19 protein-coding genes are annotated in these 21,221 nt (G+C 60.7%); 8 read left to right on the plus strand and 11 right to left on the minus strand.

Annotated elements, in window-relative coordinates; genetic code table 11:
- The first annotated feature begins 22 nt into the window (after positions 1-22).
- The gene (locus tag AB8880_09955) at positions 23-2,377 is read left to right on the plus strand and encodes a 3-hydroxyacyl-CoA dehydrogenase NAD-binding domain-containing protein (GenBank protein ID XDZ65243.1); all 2,355 of its coding nucleotides are present in this window, start codon (positions 23-25) and stop codon (positions 2,375-2,377) included.
- A 37-nt stretch (positions 2,378-2,414) separates the two neighbouring features.
- Complete coding sequence (locus AB8880_09960) at positions 2,415-4,049, plus strand: AMP-binding protein (GenBank protein XDZ65244.1); 1,635 nt, start codon at positions 2,415-2,417, stop codon at positions 4,047-4,049.
- 45 nt (positions 4,050-4,094) lie between these two features.
- Here the strand turns inward: AB8880_09960 and AB8880_09965 are convergent, their stop codons facing one another.
- Positions 4,095-4,823: a DUF1289 domain-containing protein gene (locus AB8880_09965; GenBank protein ID XDZ65245.1), complete on the minus strand. Its 729-nt coding sequence runs from the start codon at positions 4,821-4,823 to the stop codon at positions 4,095-4,097.
- 2 nt (positions 4,824-4,825) lie between these two features.
- Positions 4,826-5,710: an SDR family oxidoreductase gene (locus AB8880_09970; protein XDZ65246.1), complete on the minus strand. Its 885-nt coding sequence runs from the start codon at positions 5,708-5,710 to the stop codon at positions 4,826-4,828.
- 125 nt (positions 5,711-5,835) lie between these two features.
- On the opposite strand from AB8880_09970, the gene AB8880_09975 reads away from it, so the two are divergent.
- On the plus strand, positions 5,836-6,456 hold the full coding sequence (locus AB8880_09975; GenBank protein XDZ65247.1) for an SCO family protein: 621 nt from the start codon (positions 5,836-5,838) through the stop codon (positions 6,454-6,456).
- On the opposite strand, the gene AB8880_09980 is transcribed toward AB8880_09975, so the two are convergent.
- Together AB8880_09980 and AB8880_09985 are read right to left on the minus strand one after the other, a co-directional pair.
- Positions 6,453-7,742, minus strand: coding sequence for an NAD(P)/FAD-dependent oxidoreductase (locus tag AB8880_09980; protein ID XDZ65248.1), 1,290 nt, complete (start codon positions 7,740-7,742; stop codon positions 6,453-6,455). The two genes, AB8880_09975 and AB8880_09980, sit on opposite strands and share 4 nt — an antisense overlap.
- Entirely contained in the window at positions 7,742-9,109 is a 1,368-nt protein-coding gene (locus AB8880_09985) for a glutamine synthetase family protein (protein XDZ65249.1), read from the minus strand. Before AB8880_09985 ends, AB8880_09980 begins: the two co-directional genes overlap by 1 nt.
- 83 nt (positions 9,110-9,192) lie before the next feature.
- Between AB8880_09985 and AB8880_09990 the strand changes: the two genes are divergently transcribed.
- Both AB8880_09990 and speB read left to right on the plus strand, forming a co-directional pair.
- Entirely contained in the window at positions 9,193-10,554 is a 1,362-nt protein-coding gene (locus tag AB8880_09990; GenBank protein ID XDZ65250.1) for an aminotransferase, read from the plus strand.
- Complete coding sequence (gene speB, locus AB8880_09995; protein XDZ65251.1) at positions 10,554-11,531, plus strand: agmatinase; 978 nt, start codon at positions 10,554-10,556, stop codon at positions 11,529-11,531. The genes AB8880_09990 and speB overlap by 1 nt, the downstream gene beginning before the upstream one ends.
- A gap of 56 nt (positions 11,532-11,587) precedes the next feature.
- Here the strand turns inward: speB and AB8880_10000 are convergent, their stop codons facing one another.
- Entirely contained in the window at positions 11,588-11,785 is a 198-nt protein-coding gene (locus AB8880_10000) for a hypothetical protein (GenBank protein ID XDZ65252.1), read from the minus strand.
- 10 nt (positions 11,786-11,795) lie between these two features.
- Positions 11,796-12,653 carry a DMT family transporter gene (locus AB8880_10005; protein ID XDZ65253.1) on the minus strand — a complete coding sequence of 286 codons (858 nt, stop codon included), beginning with the start codon at positions 12,651-12,653 and terminating at the stop codon, positions 11,796-11,798.
- Between the two features lie 107 nt (positions 12,654-12,760).
- On the opposite strand from AB8880_10005, the gene AB8880_10010 reads away from it, so the two are divergent.
- A complete protein-coding gene (locus AB8880_10010) occupies positions 12,761-13,903 on the plus strand; it encodes an FAD-dependent monooxygenase (GenBank protein XDZ65254.1) in 1,143 nt (380 codons plus the stop codon).
- Between the two features lie 55 nt (positions 13,904-13,958).
- Here the strand turns inward: AB8880_10010 and AB8880_10015 are convergent, their stop codons facing one another.
- From AB8880_10015 to AB8880_10035, 5 genes are all read right to left on the minus strand, one after another.
- On the minus strand, positions 13,959-14,702 hold the full coding sequence (locus tag AB8880_10015) for a Bax inhibitor-1/YccA family protein (protein XDZ65255.1): 744 nt from the start codon (positions 14,700-14,702) through the stop codon (positions 13,959-13,961).
- A gap of 56 nt (positions 14,703-14,758) precedes the next feature.
- On the minus strand, positions 14,759-15,877 hold the full coding sequence (gene rlmN / locus AB8880_10020; GenBank protein XDZ65256.1) for a 23S rRNA (adenine(2503)-C(2))-methyltransferase RlmN: 1,119 nt from the start codon (positions 15,875-15,877) through the stop codon (positions 14,759-14,761).
- A 19-nt stretch (positions 15,878-15,896) separates the two neighbouring features.
- Positions 15,897-16,454, minus strand: coding sequence for an invasion associated locus B family protein (locus AB8880_10025; protein ID XDZ65257.1), 558 nt, complete (start codon positions 16,452-16,454; stop codon positions 15,897-15,899).
- Positions 16,455-16,540: 86 nt separating this feature from the next.
- The gene (locus tag AB8880_10030) at positions 16,541-17,104 is read right to left on the minus strand and encodes an RNA methyltransferase (GenBank protein ID XDZ65258.1); all 564 of its coding nucleotides are present in this window, start codon (positions 17,102-17,104) and stop codon (positions 16,541-16,543) included.
- A gap of 40 nt (positions 17,105-17,144) precedes the next feature.
- On the minus strand, positions 17,145-17,936 hold the full coding sequence (locus AB8880_10035; protein XDZ65259.1) for an arylesterase: 792 nt from the start codon (positions 17,934-17,936) through the stop codon (positions 17,145-17,147).
- Positions 17,937-17,940: 4 nt separating this feature from the next.
- Between AB8880_10035 and AB8880_10040 the strand changes: the two genes are divergently transcribed.
- Together AB8880_10040 and AB8880_10045 are read left to right on the plus strand one after the other, a co-directional pair.
- A complete protein-coding gene (locus tag AB8880_10040; protein ID XDZ65260.1) occupies positions 17,941-18,654 on the plus strand; it encodes an ABC transporter ATP-binding protein in 714 nt (237 codons plus the stop codon).
- A complete protein-coding gene (locus AB8880_10045) occupies positions 18,651-21,194 on the plus strand; it encodes an ABC transporter permease (protein ID XDZ65261.1) in 2,544 nt (847 codons plus the stop codon). Before AB8880_10040 ends, AB8880_10045 begins: the two co-directional genes overlap by 4 nt.
- Positions 21,195-21,221: the final 27 nt, after the last annotated feature.

A 21,221-nucleotide genomic window follows, 5' to 3' on the forward strand; every position in this document is an offset into this window, starting at 1 on the left:
GATTAAAATTTCGGTGATTTCCATGGCAGATGATGTTCCCTTTTCCCGAATAGCTGTTATCGGTGCCGGCACGATGGGCAGCGGCATCGCCGGCCAGATCGCCAATGCCGGCCATGACGTGCTGCTCCTTGATCTGCCGCGCGACGATGATCCGAACGGTGCCGCCCGCGCCGCCGTGGAACGGCTTCTCAGATCTGATCCGCCGGCGCTGATGCATAAATCGCGGGCAGAGAAAATCAGCATCGGCAATATCCGCGATGATTTTGACAAACTCGCCACCTGCGACTGGATCATCGAAGCGGTGGTCGAACGTCTCGATATCAAGAAAGATCTCTATACCAGATTGGATGCCGTGATCCGCGATGACTGCGTGGTGACGTCCAACACCTCGACCATCCCGATCCGGCTTCTTGTCGAAGACATGCCGCAATCCTTCCGCCGCCGTTTTGCCATCACCCATTACTTCAACCCGGTGCGGTATATGCGGCTTCTCGAACTTGTTGAAGGTGCGGATACCGATCCCGTCATCATGGCCAGGCTTGCCGATTACAACGATCGCATTCTCGGCAAGGGTGTGGTCGCCTGCCGCGATACGCCCGGTTTTCTCGGCAACCGCGTTGGCGTCTACGCGCTTCAGGTGGGGATGGACGAAGCGCATCGCCAGGGGCTTGCCATCGAAGTGGCCGATGCCCTCATGGGCCGCCCGATGGGGATTCCGAAAACAGGCATTTTCGGGCTTTATGACCTGATCGGCATTGATCTGATGGCCGATGTGGTCAAGACCCTCGGGGTGATCCTGCCAGATGGTGATGCCTTTCATGCGTCTGGTGGCAACAACCCGCTTGGCGGGCTTGTCAGCCGGATGATCGGCAATGGATATACCGGCGACAAAGGCAAGGGCGGCTTCTACCGCCTTGATGAAGATGGCGCCGAGATGGCCGTCGATATCCTGACTGGTGAGCTTCGCCCCCGTATTCCCGGCCTGCCCGCCAAGGCGGAACGCGCGGCGAGAACTCTTGCCGAACATGGTGAGCCCCTTGATGATCTGATCACCTCAACCGATGACGATGATACGGCAGAGACACGTTTCTGCCGGCGCGTGCTGGCCCGGGTGCTGGGCTATGCCGCCAGCCTCATCCCTGATGTGACCACCTCGCCCCAGGATATCGATGATGCCATGAAACTCGGCTTTAACTGGGTCCGCGGTCCGTTTGAGATGATCGATGCCATCGGCGCGGAAACGCTCAAGGAGATGATCACGGAAACCGGGGGCGAAATTCCGGCCGTGCTCAATCATGGTGAGAGTTTTTACAATGCCAGCGGCAAGACGCTTCAGGTGCGGCGTTTCGATGATCCTGCCAGACCTGGCGTCCTCGGGCCGGTCAACCTGCCGGAAGGCACCATCCGCTTTCATATGATGAGGCAATGCCTTGAGCCGATGGCGAGCAACGCGGCAGCCAGCCTTTTTGCCCTTGAAGGTGATCTCCGGCTGGTGGAATTCCACTCCAAGGCCAATGCCCTGACCGATGCGTCCATGGAAATCGTCGCCGCGGCGGCGCGCGACCATGGCAAGGGGATCATCATTCACAACGATGCCCAGCATTTTTCCGCCGGCGTTGACCTCAACGGCGTGCTGGCGCTGATACGGGCAAAGGACTGGACAGGGATAGACCGGTTTCTGATCCGCTTTCAGGATGCCGTCAAGGCCCTGCGTTACGCGCCGGTGCCGGTTGTCGCCGCACCATCCGGGCTTACTCTCGGCGGCGGGTATGAAGTCGTGGCTCATGCCGACAAAGTGATCGCCCATGGCAATATCGTCATGGGGCTGGTTGAGGCGGCGGTTGGCGTTGTGCCCGGCGGTGGTGGCGTCAAGGAAACCCTCAGCCGCTGGCATGCAGCGACGGGCGACTGGCGCAAGGCCGCCTGGAACACCTGGATGCAGATCGGCTATGCCCGGACCGGCACCAGCCCGGAGCTCAGCGCATCGATGATGTATTTTCTCAATGATCGGGATAAGAGCGTCATGAACCGGGACAAGCTGATGACGACGGCTATTGCTGAAATCAGGGCGATGCGTTCCGGTGGATATGCCCCGCCAGCCCCGCCTCAATTCGAGCTTCCCGGTGATGGCCTCCTTGAAGAAATGGCCACTTTCATGGACAAGGGGATCAGGGACGGGCTGTTCTTCCCCCATGACAAGACCGTGGCGATGGCGGTGGGGAGCATTGTCGCCCATGATGGCAGCGGCAGCCTTCCGGCAAGCGAGGACGATCTCTTCGCCCGCGAACGTGAAGCGTTTATCAACCTTGCCCGGACCGTTGAAACCGAAGCGCGCATTGTTGCCATGCTTGAAACCGGAACCATGTTGAGAAATTAGGATACCAAAGAGAATAAACGACAAGGGAGGATATGAGATGACCGACAAATACGATGCCTTTGCCAAAGTTGATGCGAATTTTGTTCCTCTCTCGCCCCTGACCTTCATCCGCCGGACAGCTGGCCTCTTCCCGAACCGGACCGCAGTGATCCATGGCCGCCGCCGCTATACCTGGGCCGAAGTCTTTGAACGTTGCCGGCGGCTTGCCTCGGGCCTTGAAACCCTTGGCATCGGCCATGGCGATACGGTCGCGGTGATGGCGCTGAATACACCTGAGATGGTGGAATGCCATTACGGCATCGCGGCGACGGGAGCGGTGCTCAACACCATCAATGTTCGCCTTGATCCGGAAACCATTGCCTATATCCTTGATCATGGCGAAGCCAGGTGCCTTCTTGTCGACATCGCCTTTGCCGATACCGCATCAAAGGCGCTTGAAATTCTCGGCCCCGATCACGGCATCACCGTCATCGACATTGACGACAGTGAAAATGACGGCGAAAGCCGGTGCCAGGGCAAGATGACCTATGAAGATCTCCTTGCAGGCGGTAGCGCCGACTATGAATGGCGCCTGCCCCGGGATGAGTGGGATGCAATGGCGCTGAACTACACGTCCGGCACCAGCGGCAGGCCCAAGGGCGTTGTCTATCATCACCGCGGCTCGCACCTGATGACCATGGGGACGATCGCCGACTGGGGCATGCGCCAGCATCTGCGTTATCTCTATATCGTGCCGCTGTTTCACTGCAACGGCTGGGGCCATGTCTGGGCGGTCACCGCGCTTGCCGGAACGATCGTCTGCACCAGGGCCATCACCGCAAGAGCGATCTATGACGCCATCGCCGACCATGGGGTCAGCCATTTCGGCGGCGCGCCGATCGTGCTCGGCATGATCGTCAATGCCGCCGAAGAAGACCGCCTGCCCTTCAATCACACGGTTGAGGTCATGACCGCGGGCGCCCCGCCCCCTGCCGCAATTCTGGAATCCATTGAGGCCCTCGGCTTTAACGTCACCCAGGTCTACGGGCTGACTGAAACCTATGGCCATACGGTGATGTGCGTCTGGAACGAGGACTGGGATGAGGTATCCTTCGGCGAACGCGCCACCATCAAGGCAAGGCAGGGCGTCGCCATGACGCTGACCGAAGATGCCGTAGTGGTTGATCCGGAAAGCGGCAGGCCTGTCCCCCGGGATGGCAAGACCATCGGTGAGATCGGGCTCAGGAGCAATACGGTGATGAAAGGGTATCTGAAAAACCCCGATGCCACGGAGGAGGCGTTTGCCGGCGGCTATTTTCATTCCGGCGACCTCGCCGTCATGCATCCCGATGGCTATATTGAAATCAAGGACCGGCTCAAGGACATCATCATCTCAGGCGGGGAGAATATCTCTTCGGTGGAAATCGAGGGCGTGCTGCACCGGCATCCCGCCGTCGCCATTGCCGCCGTGGTGGCCAAACCGGATGAGAAATGGGGCGAAGTCCCTTGCGCCTTTGTCGAGCTCAAGGACGGCGCGACCATCACCGAGGAAGAGCTGATCGCCTTCACCCGTGAGCATCTGGCCGGGTTCAAGCGCCCCAAGCAGATCATCTTCGGCACTATCCCGAAAACCGCCACCGGCAAGTTGCAGAAATTTGAACTCCGGCAAATGATCACCGAAGGCAAGATCTGACCCTGAACCCCAAAGCCGCCCCAAAAGCCGCCCCCCTGATTCCGCCTAGGTGAGCGGCGCCTCGCCCCGGGGGAGCAGTATCGCGCCAAGGGCATAGCTTTCATTCAGCCTGAGGCCTTCGGGTACCGCCGACCAGCCAAAGGCCCCATCAGGTTTCAATGATGTTATGCCATGGGCAAAGCCGGTTTCAACTTCCAGCTTGTCCCTGTTCTTCAGCACCCGGGCCGAGGCAAGACCAAGCCCGAGATCAACGCGCCCATCCTCAAGCCCCGTTTCCTCATGACAAGAGGGCAGGTCCACCCTGCCCCTTGGCGTCACCAGCACAATCGGCAGGCCGCCCACGCCATCGGCGAGTTTTCGATCACCCCGGGCCCAGGCAAGCGCCCGGATCTTGCCCGAAAGATCAAGGCTGATCCGGGTTGAACCGCAGCGGCTGACGGCCTGAGCTGCGCCGGAAGGCGTATCGGCGGCAAGCCAGAAACCCGCAACCCCCATCACCCAGGCACCGCCATCGGCAAGCATCTCAAGGGCAAGCGCGGCGATATCCTCGCTGTCAAGGGGAAGTCGCATCATATCACGTCCCGCCGCATCGATTTCCCCGGGCAGCCTCGACCAGATCCTGAGCCGGTCATCCGGTGAGGCGTCACGCCAGATCCCCACTTCCTCTTCGTGGCGTCGGCACGACAGGCAGTGCCCACCCGCATCATAGGTGCAATGGCCGACGCATGGGCTGTGGTCAGCCTGGCTGGCGCGGCGCATGGGATCAAGCAGCATGGTCAAAATCCTCCCTCGAATTCATCCTGATGGGGCAGAAGGCCTTCTTTGCGTTCTTCGGCGAGCACGGCACGCATGCCATGGCGATAGTCAGGGTAGAGAAGCTCAACCCCGAGCTCCCGGCCGATCTTGCTGCTGTCGACCCGGCGGGATGTTGCGTAGAAACTCCGCGCCATGGGGCTGAGTTCAGCCTCGGCAAAAGGCACCGGCACCGGCGCCGGCACCGCCAGAAGATCCGCCGCATACCGGATGACGTCACCGGCCTCGCAAGGTGATCCATCGGCAAGATTGAGTATACGCCCGGCCTCGGGCTTCTCCATCGCGGCAGCGATGACCCGCCCCATATCCTCGACATGGATCCGGTTGAACTGATGCCCGGGCTTGAGGATGATACGCCCCCTGCCTTCGAGCAGATCGCGGAAAGGTGAGCGGCCGGGGCCGTAAATACCGGCAGCGCGGAAGACCTCGGCCTTGAGCTGATCCTGCCAGGCGATTTCCGCCTCGCGCCGAAACTGGCCACGTTTGGTCACCGGATCCGCGGGGCTGTCCTCGGTGACCCAGCCGCCATCGGCTTCGCTATAGACGCTGGTGGCCGAGACATACCCCGCCCAGCATCCGAGTTTGCGGATCGCATCACCATGATGGCGCAAGACCGGGTCACTGCCGCCGATCACCGCAATGGTGGAAATCACATGGGTGACGCCCTCGAACGCCGCCGCCGCATCGGCCAGCGGCGCATCATCGGCGAAAGGGAAAAGGCTGACGCCGGGCATCTCTTCATCGATGGAACGCCGGGTTCCCCGCACCGCATAGCCGAGCCTCAGGAGATGCCGCGCCAGCACCTTGCCCGAAAACCCAAGCCCGAAAATGAAAGCTGTTTTGCTCATGCCTCAAGACTAGCACCTTCACCTCCCGAGGCAAGATCAGGATTACCTTGAAAGCCCGCGACAAATCCCCGCTTGATACCGGCAGGATCAGACGTGTATGAAATGCGGGCAGACGGAGCCAGAGCATGCCACTTTCCAAGCGGACCAGAACCACCATCAGCATCAGCGCCGGGATCGGGGCCTTTCTTGTAGCGGCCCTGCTCATCGGGTTTCTTTCGGATCAGGTGGCGCGCCGCACGGTCACCTCGACCTTCCCCGGGCTTGATACCGTCAGTTTCGATCTTGCCGCCACCTCCGGCGGAACCCGGCGCAACACCGATTTCATCGGCCGTCCAACGGCGCTGTTTTTCGGCTTTACCCATTGCCCCGAAGTCTGCCCTGCCACACTCTACAGCCTGAGCCAGCAGATCAGCGCCATCGGCCCCGCCGCCGCCCCGCTTCAGGTGGTGTTTGTGACCGTCGATCCGGCACGTGACTCCGCCCCGGTGCTGAAAGAATATATCGACGCCATCAATCCCGGCGCCATCGGGTTGACCGGCCCGCCCGATGAGATCAACGCGATGCTGAAAGCCTTCGGGATCTACGCCGAAAAAGTCACGCTCGATGGCGGCGACTACACCATGGATCACACGGCAACGGTGTTTCTCTATGATGAAAAAGGCCGTCTTGGCGGCACGATTGCCTGGGGGGAAGACGAGCAGATTGCCCGCCGGAAACTTGAACGTCTGCTCGGGCTTGCAGGCTAAATCCTGAGCTTGTCTCTCAGCTTGAACCAGGCCATGCCGAGCGCCAGCGCCGGTGTTCTGAAAATCCCGCCGGGAAAGGGCAAATGCCGGATTGCGGCAAATGTATCGAATCTGCCCGTATCGCCATCGATGGCTTCGGCGAGAATCAACGCCGCCACCCCGGTAAACGCAACGCCATGACCGGAAAACCCCTGCACAAACCAGGTGGTCTCGCCGATCTTGCCGAAATGGGGAATGCGATCCACCGTAATCCCGATCCGGCCGGACCAGGCGCTGTCGATCTCCACCCCGGAAAGCGCCGGAAAGACCGAGGTCATGCGCCGGGACAGATCGGCCCGGATCGCGCCACTTTCCTGGGCAAGATACGAAGCCCTGCCGCCAAAGAGCATGCGGCCATCGGCATCGATACGGAAATAGTTGAGCGCCGTATTGCAATCCGCCACGGCAATCTGGCCCGGCAGAAGCGTATGGGCAAGATTAGGGCTGAGCGGCGCCGTTGCAATGATCGCCGATGTCACCGGCGCGATTCGCTGATCCATGAGGCGCGGCGCCGTCTTGCCGAGATAGGCGTTGCCCGCCAGCACCAGCCTGTCGGCGCTGATCACCCCGCCGTCATGCTCAAGTCTGGCCGGCTTGCCGCCTTGCCCCGGGGTGATGCGCGTGATGCGGCAGCCTTCGTGAATGATGACCCCGGCCTCAACCGCCGCCCGCGCCAGCCCATGGAGATATTTGAGCGGCTGAAGATGCCCAGAATGCGCATCATGAAGACCGCCAATATAGGCATCACTGGCGATATGGGGGGCAAGCGCCTCCTTGTCCGCAAGAAAGGTCAGCCCTTCATAGCCTTCGTCTTCCCATTCCTTCTGCATGGCGTTGAGCTCGTCGAGCTGGCGGCGGTGCAGGGCCGCATGCAGATACCCGAATTTAAGATCAGCATCGATGTTATGACGCCGGCAGCGATCGATCACGATCTCCCTGCCCAGCATCCCCACCTCCCAGGCCATGCGCCGTTGCTGCGGCGGGATACGCCTGGCGATCTTGGCAAAATCCGTGGTCCAGCCCTGACAGAGCTGGCCGCCATTCCGGCCGGAAGCTCCATAGCCTATCCGTTCGGCTTCATAGAGATGGACGCGGTAGCCTCTCTCGCGGAGATTGAGCGCCGTGGATACGCCGGTGAAACCGCCCCCCACCACGGCGACATCCACCTGCTGGTCCCCTTCTGGTGGCGGATAAGGTTGCCCGAGGTCAATGGTATCCGCATAGATCGAAGATGGAGATTGGGCCATTATCGGTACCAGGCCCATTCGAGTGGCGTGACCGTGCTGTTGAACGTCAGGCGTTCATATTCCTTGGTCTCCGCGTAAACATGACGATATTCCTCCCCGAGCCAGCGGCCGATGAAGGCGCTCTCGCGGAAGCAGGCATTGGCTTCGGCCCATGTTGCTGGCAGGCCGTCGCGGTCCGGCGTCGCATAGGCATTGCCCGTGGTGATCGGCGGCGGCGTGATCCTGGCCGCCATGCCTTCGGCCATCGCGCCGAGGATAAGCGTCGTGGCAAGGTAGGGGTTCACATCGGCGCTGCCGCAGCGATGTTCGAGCCGCCTTGATTGCGGGCTTCCGGGCGGGATGCGGAAACTTACGGTGCGGTTGTTTTCGCCCCAGCTTCGGTCAATCGGCGCGTAATGGCCCGGCTGAATACGTCGCCAGGCATTGGCATTGGGAGAGAACACCGCCATGCTGTCACCCAGAAAATGCCCCATGCCCCCCGCCGCATGGCGAAGATTTGGGCTGCTGTCGGCACTCTTGCCGTCATCTTCACGCAAAAGATTGCCGCCCTCGGCATCCCAGAGACTGGCATGCAGGTGAAAGCCCGAACCTGTGTCATCGGCAAAAGGCTTGCCCATGAATGTCACATCAAGCCCGTGCTGGCGCGCCACCAGCCGGGCAAGCCTGCGCAGCAGAACCGCCTCATCGCAGGCCCTCAGCGCATCATCACGATGGGTGAGGTTGATTTCAAACTGGCCGCGTCCATATTCGGCGATCGCCGTATCGGCGCCAACGGCAATATCCTGGCAGGCCGCCTTGATGGCTTCGATAACCGGCTTGAATTCATCATAGGCATCGATGCCGTAAATCTGGTTGGTGGGTTGCCCCTGCCCCTGGGCAGGGACGATTGCCGGCCTGCCCATGCCGGTTTCATCGGTGGCCGGATCAATGAGATAAAACTCAAGTTCAGGGGCAATCACCGGATATATCCCCTGATCAGCCAGCATCCCGAGGGCACGATCAAGAATACTGCGCGGATCAAGAGGATGCGGCGCGCCATCATCGGTCATCATCTGGATCATCACCCCGGCTTCGCGCCCGTCCGTTCCGGGCAGGGCATGGAAGGTGCCGGGGATGACATGCCAGGGGAAATCCTTGTCCCCTGTCTCCCAGACGAGACCGGTTGAGGCAACCGATTCGCCCGTGGCATCAGTGCCGAAGACACTGGCGGGCAGATACACCCCCTCGGCATAGAGCTTTTCAAGCCCCGCTGCCGGCAGGATCTTGCCCCGCATGATGCCGTTGCTGTCGGCAAACATCGCCGTGACGGTTTCGAGTCCGGGGAAAGATGCACGAATATCACGAGGGGTATCCAGAGCCGACGACATAATCATTCCTTCACAATCTCTAGGCGTTGAACCAGATTCATCTTATAGTGATATATCAAAACAACAAGACAAACGGTATAATCATGAACGACATCAGCCCAACCCTGTCCGATATCGATATCAGCCATCATCTTCATCCCTTTACCGACTACAAGTCCATGAAGAAGGAAGGCACCCGCATCATCACCCATGCCGAAGGTCACGATATCATCGACAGTGACGGCAACCGCATTCTGGATGCCATGGCCGGTCTCTGGTGCGTCAATGTCGGCTATGGCCGCACCGAACTGATCGAGGCGGCAACCGAACAGCTTCGCAAACTCCCCTATTACAACACCTTCTTCAAGACCAGCAACGCCCCGGCAGCCGAACTCGCGGAACGGCTGGCCGAGATCTCACCTGCCGGACTTGATCATGTCTTTTTCGCCAATTCAGGATCCGAGGCCAATGATACGATCGTCCGGATGATCCGGCACTACTGGGCACTTGAAGGCCGCCCGGAAAAACAGGTGATCATCAGCCGTAATTATGGCTACCATGGCTCGACCACTGTTGCCGCCAGTATGGGCGGGATGAGCGGCATGCACGCCCAGGCGGCCCGCCTGCCTGATTTCCGGCATATCAAGCCGCCTTACGGTTTCCTCTACCAGGGCAATATGGACGACGCCACCTTTGCCGAGACCGCCGCGTCCTGGCTTGAAGCGGAGATTCTGGCAACGGGCAGCGACAACATCGCCGCCTTTATCGCCGAACCCGTGCAGGGCGCAGGCGGCGTCATCATTCCGCCGGCCGGGTATTTTGATCATATCCAGGCCATCTGCCGCAAACATGACATTCTCTTCGTTGCCGATGAAGTCATCACCGGATATGGCCGTACCGGCCAGTGGTTTGCCAGCCAGACCATGGGGCTTGAACCCGATCTCATGGCGACGGCCAAGGGGCTGACCTCGGGCTATATGCCCATGTCGGCCGTGCTGGTCGGCGATCGTGTCTCAAGAAGGCTCATTGAGGATGGGGGTGAATTCTATCACGGCTTCACCTATTCGGGGCATCCCGTTGCCGCCGCGGTGGCGCTGGCCAATCTTGATCTGATCGAACGTGAAGGCCTCATCACACGGGTGCGGGAGGATACCGGCCCCTATCTTGCCGAAGCGCTTTCACGACTTGATGATCATCCGCTGGTCGGGGAAACCCGAAGCTTCGGCCTTCTGGGAGCGATCGAACTCGTGGCCGATAAAAACGGGCCGGAAATGTTCGAAAACGAGGGCCAGACCGGCATCATCTGCCGTGACCACGCCATCGCCCGGGGGATGATGATGCGGGCGGTGCGCGACGGCATGATCCTCTCGCCACCCCTGACCTTCACCCGCGATGACATTGATCGGGTGATCAGCATTACCCGCGCCGCCCTTGACGATACGCTCAAAACCCTGGGGAGATCCTGATGCCGGTTGATTATTTCAACAGTGACGCGGCGTTTCTGCGCGACGAGATCAAAGGAACGCTGCATGAGATGACCTATGCCGGCGCGCTCAGCTTTCTGCGCCGCAAATACACCCGCGACCTTCGGGGCGTGGATATCGCGGTGAGCGGCATTCCCTTTGACGGGGCCGTGACCAATCGGCCGGGATGCCGGTTCGGGCCAAGGGCGATCCGCAGCGCTTCCACCGAACTTGCCAGCCTCAAGGCTTTTCCTTTCGGCTTTGATATCTTTGACACGCTGGCCGTGGTCGATTACGGCGACTGCGCCCTTGACCCGCACGATCCGTCTTCGATACCGGAGACCATCACCCGCCACGCGCGTCACATTCTCGGCTCTGGCGCAAAGATGCTGACCTTCGGCGGCGATCATTTCGTCTCGAATCCGCTCATCCGCGCCCATGCCGAGTTGCATGGCCCGGTGGCACTGGTGCAGTTTGACGCCCATTGCGATACCTGGGATGATGGCGGCTCGACCCTCAATCACGGCTCGATGTTCCTGCATGCCAAGGAGGACGGCCTTCTCAAGGTGGACAAATCGATCCAGGTCGGGCTCAGATCCTATAACGACAGCGATCATGGTTTTGAAATCCTCACCAGCCCTTGGGTTCATCGCAACGGGATAGATGCCACCCTCAACGCCATTCTGGAACGTGTCGGCGATGCGCCCTGCTATATCAGTTTCGATATCGACTGCCTTGATCCGGCTTTCGCCCCGGGGACGGGAACACCGGTTCCCGGCGGGCTTGCCACCTGGCAAGCGCTTGAGCTGATCCGCGGGCTTGCGCCGCTCAACATGATCGGTTTTGATCTTGTCGAAGTGTCGCCAGCCTATGATCACGCCGATGTCACGGCCATGGCGGCGGCGAATATCGCCCATGACTGGCTTGCCGTGATGGCCGGGAAAGCTGGTGCGACGTCGCATCCGGTTGGCCGGATCTGACCATTTCCAGGGGGGCGGTGCCACCGCCGCGCAAGCAGGCTCTTCTGCGCATCCTCCTATCGGGGAGGTGAAGGCTCGCAACTCGCGCCATCGCAGCAGGGCATGGCATTGACGCCGCAAAACGCGCATTGCCCGTGGCCATGCACCCATACAAGTTGTTCGGGCTGGCCGCAGAAAAGGCATCTCGGGCCATCATGTTGAGCTTCTGCTGATGCAGAACCCTTGCGCCGTGGGGTGAGATCAGGTTCCGTCATGGATGGGAGTCTACCTGCTTTCCGGCCTGTTGACCAGCCAGACACCCGCGCAGGCCGTAGCGACACCGGCAATCCCGATCGGCCCGAGTGTCTCGCCAAAGGCGAAATACCCCATGATGGCGGAAACCGGCGGCACCAGAAAGAACAGGCTTGATGTCGCCGCCATTTTCCCGATCCGGATCAGATACATCAGAATAGTAACCGCCCCGATGGACACCATGCTGATGATCCAGATCATCGACAAGGTTACCGGCATCGTCCATTCAAGATGATAGCTCTCCACCGTCAGCAGCAAGAGCCCGTAGAATAAAGCCGCCGCCACGGCATGTATCACGTTGCTGGACACAAGATCCACCTCCTGGGCATATCGTTTCTGCATGATCGTGCCGACGGACATGGCGGCGACACCGACAACACAAGAGAAAAACCCCCATCCCGGCACTTCCCCGCCAAGCCTCGGCCAGACAACGATCAGCACCCCGATCATGCCGAGCACGATCCCGAGCCACTGAACAGGGCGGATATCTTCCTTGAGCGCGGCAAGGGCGATCATGCAGGTAATCACCGGCTGGATGGAAACGACCAGCGCTGAAATTCCTGCAGGCGTGCCGATAGAAATGGCGAAAAACACCCCGCCCAGATAGACCCCATGCATCAGGCAACCCGCGATGGCGGTGGGGATGAGTGTGCGGCGGTCAGGCCAGGCAGAACGCATCACCAGCGCCATCACCGCAAACAGCGCCGCGACGATCGCGAAACGTGTAAAGAGATAACTGAACGGCCCGGCATCGGTCAGCCCGTATTTGGCGGAGACAAAAGCGCTGGCCCAGAGCACAACGAAAATCGAAGGGAAAAAATAAGTCGGCATCTGGCCAATCCGGAAAAACGGCAGGTAAGATTTCCATTATGGCATAAAGCCTTTGCCTGTCACCTGGATTTCGCTAGGTTTGGTGATCAGCTACGGATTGGAATCTCATGCCTGCCAGAAGAAAGACATCGATCACCCCTCTTGCCATTATCGGCGATGGCATTGCCGGATACGCCATGGCGTTGGCCTTTGCCCGCAAGGGCCATGAGTTGCAGCTGATTTCCTCCGGCCGCGGCGCTGTTCCCGGCGGTGTCCAGATGGCACCCAACACCTGGTCTGCTCTTGCCGGCCTTGGGGTTCGGGAAGATCTGGAAGCCATGGCAACGCCGCTCATGATGATGCGCCTTCTGTCGCTGGAAAATGGGATAACGCTGGTCTCCCTGCCTCTTAATGATCGCCCCGGGCGGCATTTCTATGCCAGCATGCGTCGGGCACGGCTGATCGAAACCCTCGCCAAAGCCGTTGAGGCCACCGGCCGGGTCGAGATTCTGACAGGTACCGTTCACCGGATCACCCAGAAGAGCGATCACGCCGAAGCCGCCCTGGACGATGGCCGAGCCGTCAAGGCGGCATGGCTGATCGGGGCCGACGGCGCCGCCGGCATAAGCCGCCAATATGTCGAGGCAGGCGGCACGCCTCAGCCGCAACCACGACGCCTTGCCTTCCGGATGGTGCTCAATAAAGCGCAAGCACCTGGGCTTGCGGGGCGGGCAACGAATGTCTGGCTGGGCAGAGGTGGGCATATCGTCCATTACCCGCTTGATGGGGAGGATATCAATCTGGTGGTCATGACATCACCGTCATCAAGGGCGGTTGAGGAGGCCGCACGGATGCTGACCCGGCAGCAGCGTCTGGCCCCGGCCGCCGATGCGCTTGAGGCATCCTTTGCCCAGCCGCTGATGGACTGGCCCTTGCTCGATACCTGGCAGCGCGGCCGGGTGATACTGGCCGGTGACGCCGCCCACCCGATGCCGCCGCATCTGGCGCAGGGCGCGGGCCAGTCGCTGATCGATGCCGCCGCCATGGTGCGGCGGCTTGAACACATCTCCCCCGGCGATGATCTGCAACCTGTGTTCAGCGCCTGGTCAGCCGAACGCGTCCGGCAACTCAGCGGTATCACCCGGGATGCGCGGCGGGCAGGTGATCTCTTTTCGCTAGAGGGGCCCCTGGCACGGGTGCGGAATATCGGGCTTCACGGCATCGGCAATGCGGTGCTGGGGCGGCATCTGGACCGGCTCTGGAGTCAATGAAAAACGCCCGGGAGATTCCCCCCCGGGCGCCATATTGTCTTGAATGATCCTGCGGCTATTCGCGATTGCCGAAAAGACGCAGCAGCATCAGGAACATGTTGATGAAATCAAGATAAAGCGACAGCGCACCATGGATGGATTTACGCTGGGCATCGGCATAGCTGTCCGTCACCAGATACATCGATTTGATACGCTGGGTGTCATAGGCGGTCAGCCCGGCGAAAAGCAGCACACCAATCACGGAAATCATGAACTCCATGCCCTGGGACTGGACAAACAGATTGACCAGGCTTGCCAGGATCAGGCCGATGAGCCCCATGATCAGGAAAGCCCCCATCGGACCGAGGTTGCGCTTGGTGGTGTAGCCATAAAGGCTCAGCCCCGCAAAGGCACCGGCGGTGACAAAGAATGCCCGCGCCACGCTTTCGCCTGTATAGACAAGCAGAACCGACGCAAGCGACATGCCCATCAGCCCCGCAAAGATATAGAATACGGTCTGGGCCTTGATCACCGACATGGCATGCACGCGCATGGAAAGCCAGAACACCATGGCAATCGGCGCCAGCGCGATTACCCACATAAGCGGTGAATTGAAAATCATGCTGCCAAAAGCCGTGAGGTACATGGCGCCATCCGGGCCGGTTGTTACCGCAAGCATCTTGGTGCCGAAGGCGAAAAGCCCGGTCACCGCAAGCGCCGTCGTCATGTAGTTATACACACCGAGCATATAGGCGCGGAGCCCGGCATCAACTTCTGCGGATGCCGCGACTGAAGGGTTGATGAAACGTGGATCTTGCATGAGTTATCTCCCAATACTCCTAAACGATTCTAATGTAACGATTGCCCGCGCAAGTTTCAAGATGCCGGCAGTATTCTTGTGCTTTGCCGGCGGGCGCGTTCGGAAGCGGATTTGAGCTGGCCGCAAGCCGCCAGAATATCCTGCCCCCGCGGTGTCCGGACCGGGCTTGCATACCCGGCCTTGAGCACCAGGGAGGCAAATTTTTCTATCCGTTCCGGCGTCGAGCACCGGTGGTGGGAGCCCGGCCAGGGATTGAACGGGATCAGGTTGATCTTTGACGGAATGCCGCGGATCAGCCGGATGAGTGCCCTCGCATCGTCATCGCTGTCATTGACGCCGTCGAGCATGACATATTCCCAGGTAATCCGTCGGGCATTGGAAAGGCCGGGATAATTCCGGCAGGCATCGATCAGGATCTCAAGCGGATATTTGCGATTGATCGGCACCAGCTCATCCCTGAGCTCATCCCGGACCGCATGCAGGGAAATCGCGAGATTGACCCCGAGCTCGTTGCCGCAACGGGCGATTTCCGGCACCACGCCAGAAGTGGACAGCGTGATCCGGCGTTTTGAAAGTCCGATCCCCTCGCCGCTCATGGCAATGCGCATGGCATCGGCAACATGGTCGTAGTTAAAGAGCGGCTCACCCATGCCCATCAGCACGATATTGGTCAGCCGGCGGTCTTCCTTGCCCGCAGGCCAGTCCCCGAGTTCGTCCATGGCCAGCATGATCTGGCCGGTTATCTCGGCAACCGTAAGATTGCGGACAAGTTTCTGGGTGCCGGTATGGCAGAACGTGCAGGTCAGGGTACAGCCCACCTGTGAGGAAATGCACAACGTGCCGCGATCCTCTTCGGGAATATAGACGGTCTCCGCCTCATTCCCGTCCGGAAAGCGCAAGAGCCATTTGATGGTTCCGTCGCTGGATTGAAGGCGGCGGCTCACCCGCGGGCGGGAGACATGAAACTTCTGGCTGAGCATTTCACGCACCGGGCGGGCAAGATCCGTCATATCGTCAAAACGGGTGACGCCATGACGCCAGACCCAGCGCCAGATCTGCCGGGCACGAAAAGCAGGCAGGCCTTCGGCGCGGATCGCCTCCTCAAGCTTTGGCTGCGTCATCCCGAGGATATCCAGCGGCCGTGGCTGGTCTTCCGGCATGGCGATCTCAGGCATGGGTGCGCCTGCGGCCATGTTACGGGCAGGCCTTGTCGATGACCTTCATCGCCGCGGTGAAGCCGTTGAGCGAGTATGTATCAATCGTCGTGTTGCCGAGGCTTGAAATCCCCGTCACCTTGAGGCTGTTGCCGCGCTTCATCGCACGGACAAGCTGCTGGTCCATCTGCGGTTTGGTTGCCCAGGCTCTTGTATCGACGCTGAAGAGGTTGAATGTCTTGCCATCGATGTTGAAAACGACGTCCCGGCCTTCCTTGTAGCGATACCCGGCCACCGTGCTGACAACCCCGCGTTCATCGGCATTGCTGCTGTGATGGGTGACAAAGACCCGTGTCTCCCCCCGGTTGTTGCGGTCGTACTGGCCTTCATATTTGGTGGGCTGGCTGGTGATGAAGCAGACTTTCTTCTCGCCTTTTCCGGCCCGATACGCCTGCCAGTTCCCGTTTTCGCTGAGCAGGTCTCCGGTCTGCGCCAGCACCGGCGCCGGGATACCTGCCGCCAGCATTGCCGCCAGCAGGCCAAGGCGGAAGATCCGGAGAAAATCAATGTTGTTGAAGATACGCCTTATCTGCATCATCCATTCATCCTTAGGTCTGTCATTCCGTTTATGCCCTAACGCTTGACTGAGGCCTAAAATCACAGAATCGGGGGCAAAGTGCAACCCTATCCCGTGCGGCCGGTTTCTTTTTTGCGTCGGCGTGCCTTTTTCTTCCATAAAGGCTCCCCGAACACCGGTTCAGGCAGGGCTTCCAGCGGGCCGCCCGGCATCAGGGGCCGCGGGGCAAACCGGTCAAGCGACAGCATGCGGTCATAGAGCACCATCGCGCCTGCGACCGCAAGATTAAGCGAGAAACGTGTTGGAATTTTGACCGTATGATCACAAAGATCGAGCATCTCGGCGCTCAGCCCGGCCCGTTCCGAGCCAAGGATATAGGCCGCCTTGCGTGGATGGCGGAAACTCGGCAGATCATGGGCATCGTCGGTGATCTCGACCCCGACCAGCTGGCATCCTCTTGGCAGCGCGAAATCTGCCGCCCCGTCAAACGTGTAGAGCGGGATCTGCTCCATGGCGTTGGATGTATCGGCCTGGCTGATCTCACGCCGGTCCATGTCGCCGCCCACCAGAAAGGCAAAAGACGCATCAAAGGCATGGGCCGTGCGGATCACGGCACCAGCATTGCGTGCCTTGCTCACCCCTTCCACGCCAAGCGCTGCATATCCTCGCATATCCTTCTCCTTTCCTTTCCGCTTGCGGCCTTCCGGCGGATCATGTTCTGGCTGCCCTGATCAGCTCATCGATAACCGGTGAAAGACGACGGATAATCTCGGCAACCCCTGCCGGATTGGGATGGATGCCATCGGCCTGATTGAGATCAGGATCAAGGGCCACGCCGTCGAGAAAGAACGGGGTGAAAAGCACCACGCCCCCACGGCTTTCGGCATCGGCCAGCGCATCGCGGAAGGCGGCGTCAAAATCCGCCCCGTATTCCGGCCCCATATTGAGCGGCGCCTTCATCCCGGCCAGCAGCACCGGCAGGCCCCTGGCCTGAATCCGGGCAAGGATCTGATCAAGATTGCCGCGCATCGCTTCCGGCGGCAGCCCGCGCAAGGCATCATTGCCGCCAAGCACCACCATGACCGCATCAGGGTCATCCCCGAGCGCCCAGTCGATCCGGCTTGCCCCGCCTGCGGTTGTATCCCCTGAAACCCCGGCATTGATGACCTTGACGTCCTGCCCCGCTTCACGGAGCTTCCTTTCAAGCTGGGCCGGAAACGCTTCGGGGAGATCAAGGCCATACCCCGCCACCAGACTGTCACCGAAGATCATCAGGCGGAGCGGCTTATCCGCCGTGGCGGCGGCCGGCATCAGAATGAGGGCGGCAAGCCCCGCAACCGCATGAAGAAAACGCCGCAGAAAGTGTTCTCCGGAAAGCCAATTGCATTTTTGCCTGCGCGGCACCATATAAACCCCAGATGCGGCAAATACCGACTTGTTGCATCGCTGTTTTCGGCCAGTTGAGAACAGCACCCATATTTCAGACTGCCTTGAGGAATACACCCAAATGCCCTCCCCCTCAACCGCCGAGATGATTAATCTTGACCAGGTTTCCCTTTCTCTGCCCAGCCGGGCCGGGTCCGTCGAGATCCTGAACGATCTCTCGCTTTCGATCAGCGCGGGCGAAACCGTGGCCATGCTCGGCCCCAGCGGCGCCGGGAAAACCACCGCCATGATGGTCATGGCCGGGCTTGAAGGCATCTCAAAAGGTCAGGTGCAGGTGGCGGGCCATGATCTTGCCCGTGCGAACGAGGACAGCCTGGCCCGGATCAGGCGTGACCATATCGGGATTGTCTTTCAGGCGTTCCGGCTGATCCCCTCGATGACGGCGCTCGAAAACGTGGCCGTGCCGCTTGAACTCAACGGCGATACGGAGGCCGTGGATCTTGCGGCAGAAGCGCTTCGTGAAGTCGGCCTCGGGCACCGGCTTGATCATTTTCCCGATCAGCTTTCCGGCGGCGAGCAGCAGCGTGTCGCCATCGCAAGAGCTATCGTGACCCGGCCGCAAATCCTCCTTGCGGATGAGCCGACGGGAAATCTCGATCAAGCCACCGGAGGTGAGATCATCAACCTCATCCTTGCCATGGCCAAGAAGCACCATACCGCGCTGGTGCTGATCACCCATGATGAAACCCTTGCCCGGCAATGCAGCCGTATCATCCGCATTGCCGATGGCCGGATCGCCTCGGATAGCGGTCGCCGGAAAAAGGCGGCGCGATGACCGGGTCTTCCTTTCGCCTTGCCTTCACGCTTGCCCGGCGCGAATTGCGCGGCAGTCTCGGCAGGTTCCGTGTTTTTCTGATTGCCCTCACCCTTGGCGTAACGGCGATCGGCGCGGTGGGAAGTATTGCCGATGCCATGCGCGCCGGGATCAGCGCCAATTCGCGGGCGCTCTTTGGCGGTGATATCGAAGCCAGCAGCACCCAGCGTGAAGTTCCGCCGGAAATGCGCGCCGAGATGCAGGCCCATGGGACGGTTTCAAGCCTGATCGACATGCGGGCCATGCTTGCCGCCGAAAAGGATGGCCAGCCAATCCGCCGTCTGACAGGTCTCAAGGCGGTGGATGACAACTGGCCTCTTCTCGGCACTCCGGTGCTTGATCCGCCGATCCCGCTCGCTGAGGCGCTGGCGCGGCAGGATGGACGCCCGGGGGTTGTGGCCAGCGCCGGGGTGCTGCGCATTCTCGGGCTCAAGGTCGGCGATATTGCCCGGCTTGGCATGACCGATGTGCGTATCGGGGCGGTCCTCATCTCCGAGCCGGATCAGAATCTTGGCTTTGGCGCCTTTGCCCCGCGGGTGATCATCCATCGGGATTTCCTGGCGGAAACCGGCCTGCTTGCGCCGGGCACCCTTCTGACCTACCGGGAGAGGCTGCGGCTTGAAACCCCGCAGGACGATATGGCGGTTCTGGACAGACTTGGCGATTCCGCCGGCAACAGTCTGGTGCGCATCAGGCACCATCGGCAGGGATCAGCCGGGTTTGAATCCTTTCTTTCCCGAACGGAAACCTTTCTCACCCTTGTCAGCCTGACCGCCCTCCTGATCGGCGGGCTTGGCGTTTCCACCGCGGTCCGGGCCTGGCTTGGCAGCCGCATGCCGGTTCTGGCCACGCTGAAATGCCTTGGTGCGCCGGCAGCGCTCATCTTCCGGGTCTATTTTCTTCAGGTGCTTGCGCTGACGGCATTGGGCATCGGCATCGGCCTTATGCTCGCGATCCTGGCGCCGCTTGCAACCCAGATCCTGCTTGCTGACCGGATTGCCGTGCCCATCGCCTCCGGCATCTACCCGGTCCCGCTGCTTGCCGCCGCCGCCTATGGCTTGCTGACGGCGGTTGCCTTTTCGCTTTGGCCGCTGGGCAAGGCGCGTGACGTCAATCCCTCCCAGCTCTTCCGGACACTGATTGCGGCGCCCGCCGGCCGACCAAAGGGGGTCTACCTTGCCGGGATTGCTCTTGCCACCCTTGGCCTTGCGCTGCTGACGGGGTGGATTACCACCAGCCTCAAACTGGCCGGTGCCTTTATTCTTGGCGTGCTGGTGAGCCTTGGCCTCCTGGCACTGCTGGGCGAGGCGGTGATCCGCCTCTCAGGCCGCCTGCCGGTGCCGTCGCATACCCCGCTTCGTCTTGCGATTGCCGCCCTGGTGCGCCCGGGCAATGCCACCCGCAGCGTCATCATCACCTTCGGTCTCGGGCTTGCGGTGCTGGTGGCGGTTGCGCTTTCCGAGCACAGCATGCGGAGCCAGATCAGCGACCGGCTTGAGCGAGATGCCCCGGCCTGGTTCTTTATCGATATCCAGCCAGATCAGCGGCAGGCGTTTCTCGACATCGCCACCGCCCATGTGCCACGCGATCACGTGATGATGGTACCTCTTGTGCGCGGGCGGATTACGGCGCTTGCCGGTGTGCCGGCCGAAAAGATCGACGCGCCCTCATCGGAAGCCTGGATCCTGCGTGGTGACCGCGGCCTTACCTGGATGGGCCCGCCGCCGGAAGGCGCCCGTATCGTCAAGGGCCAGTGGTGGCCCGATGATTACACGGGCCCGCTCCAGACCTCCATGGATGACGAAGCGCTCGAAGCCTTCGGCCTCAAGATAGGTGATACGGTGGATATCAATATCGCGGGCAGGGACATGGTTGCGACCATCACCAGCAGCCGCGCCATCGAATGGCAGAATTTCGGGCTGAATTTCGTCTTCATCCTCAGCCCGGGCATGATCGAACAGGCGCCGCATAACTGGGTGGCGACGGTGCGCACAGATGATCGCGCCATCGAAGCTGCGATCGACCGGGACGTTGCCGCCCTCCTGCCGAATGTATCCTCGATTTCGGTAAGGGAAGCGGCAGCAACCGCCAGCCGCATCCTGGGCCTTGTTTCAACCGCCATCCAGATCACCGCCGGGATCACGCTTGTGGCAGGTTTTGCCGTGCTTGCCGGCACCGTCGCCGCCAGCGAGGCGAGGCGCATCCAGTCGTCGATCATCCTCAAGGTGCTGGGCGCGACACGTCCGGTTATTCTCTTTTCATATATTCTGGAATATGCCCTGCTCGGGCTGGTGACGGCGCTGGTTGCCGTCGGGATCGGCACCGCCGCAAGCTGGGGGATGATCCGGGGATTTCTTGATGCCGATTTTGTCTTTGCGCCGGATCTCGCGGCGGCCGTCGCGCTTGGCGGGGTGACGGCGACGGTGCTGCTCGGGCTGGTTGGCGCGTCACGGACTCTTGGCCGCAAGCCCGGTCCTGTCCTGCGTGAAGAGAGTGTATAACTCTCATCCTTGATGCTTGCCACAGGG

Source organism: Alphaproteobacteria bacterium LSUCC0684 (assembly GCA_041228335.1).
Taxonomy (GTDB): Bacteria; Pseudomonadota; Alphaproteobacteria; order Puniceispirillales; family UBA1172.

Bases quoted from the DNA above. Each gene is read 5' to 3' on its own strand.
- AB8880_10040 (XDZ65260.1), top strand. From the start codon at position 17,941: ATGCCCTCCCCCTCAACCGCCGAGATGATTAATCTTGACCAGGTTTCC.
- AB8880_10000 (XDZ65252.1), bottom strand. From the start codon at position 11,785: ATGACGGAACCTGATCTCACCCCACGGCGCAAGGGTTCTGCATCAGCA.
- AB8880_09975 (XDZ65247.1), top strand. From the start codon at position 5,836: ATGCCACTTTCCAAGCGGACCAGAACCACCATCAGCATCAGCGCCGGG.
- AB8880_10030 (XDZ65258.1), bottom strand. From the start codon at position 17,104: ATGCGAGGATATGCAGCGCTTGGCGTGGAAGGGGTGAGCAAGGCACGC.
- AB8880_10010 (XDZ65254.1), top strand. From the start codon at position 12,761: ATGCCTGCCAGAAGAAAGACATCGATCACCCCTCTTGCCATTATCGGC.
- AB8880_09965 (XDZ65245.1), bottom strand. From the start codon at position 4,823: ATGCTGCTTGATCCCATGCGCCGCGCCAGCCAGGCTGACCACAGCCCA.
- AB8880_09955 (XDZ65243.1), top strand. From the start codon at position 23: ATGGCAGATGATGTTCCCTTTTCCCGAATAGCTGTTATCGGTGCCGGC.
- speB (XDZ65251.1), top strand. From the start codon at position 10,554: ATGCCGGTTGATTATTTCAACAGTGACGCGGCGTTTCTGCGCGACGAG.
- AB8880_09980 (XDZ65248.1), bottom strand. From the start codon at position 7,742: ATGGCCCAATCTCCATCTTCGATCTATGCGGATACCATTGACCTCGGG.
- AB8880_09960 (XDZ65244.1), top strand. From the start codon at position 2,415: ATGACCGACAAATACGATGCCTTTGCCAAAGTTGATGCGAATTTTGTT.
- AB8880_10025 (XDZ65257.1), bottom strand. From the start codon at position 16,454: ATGATGCAGATAAGGCGTATCTTCAACAACATTGATTTTCTCCGGATC.
- AB8880_10005 (XDZ65253.1), bottom strand. From the start codon at position 12,653: ATGCCGACTTATTTTTTCCCTTCGATTTTCGTTGTGCTCTGGGCCAGC.
- AB8880_10045 (XDZ65261.1), top strand. From the start codon at position 18,651: ATGACCGGGTCTTCCTTTCGCCTTGCCTTCACGCTTGCCCGGCGCGAA.
- AB8880_09990 (XDZ65250.1), top strand. From the start codon at position 9,193: ATGAACGACATCAGCCCAACCCTGTCCGATATCGATATCAGCCATCAT.
- AB8880_10015 (XDZ65255.1), bottom strand. From the start codon at position 14,702: ATGCAAGATCCACGTTTCATCAACCCTTCAGTCGCGGCATCCGCAGAA.
- rlmN (XDZ65256.1), bottom strand. From the start codon at position 15,877: ATGCCTGAGATCGCCATGCCGGAAGACCAGCCACGGCCGCTGGATATC.
- AB8880_09985 (XDZ65249.1), bottom strand. From the start codon at position 9,109: ATGTCGTCGGCTCTGGATACCCCTCGTGATATTCGTGCATCTTTCCCC.
- AB8880_09970 (XDZ65246.1), bottom strand. From the start codon at position 5,710: ATGAGCAAAACAGCTTTCATTTTCGGGCTTGGGTTTTCGGGCAAGGTG.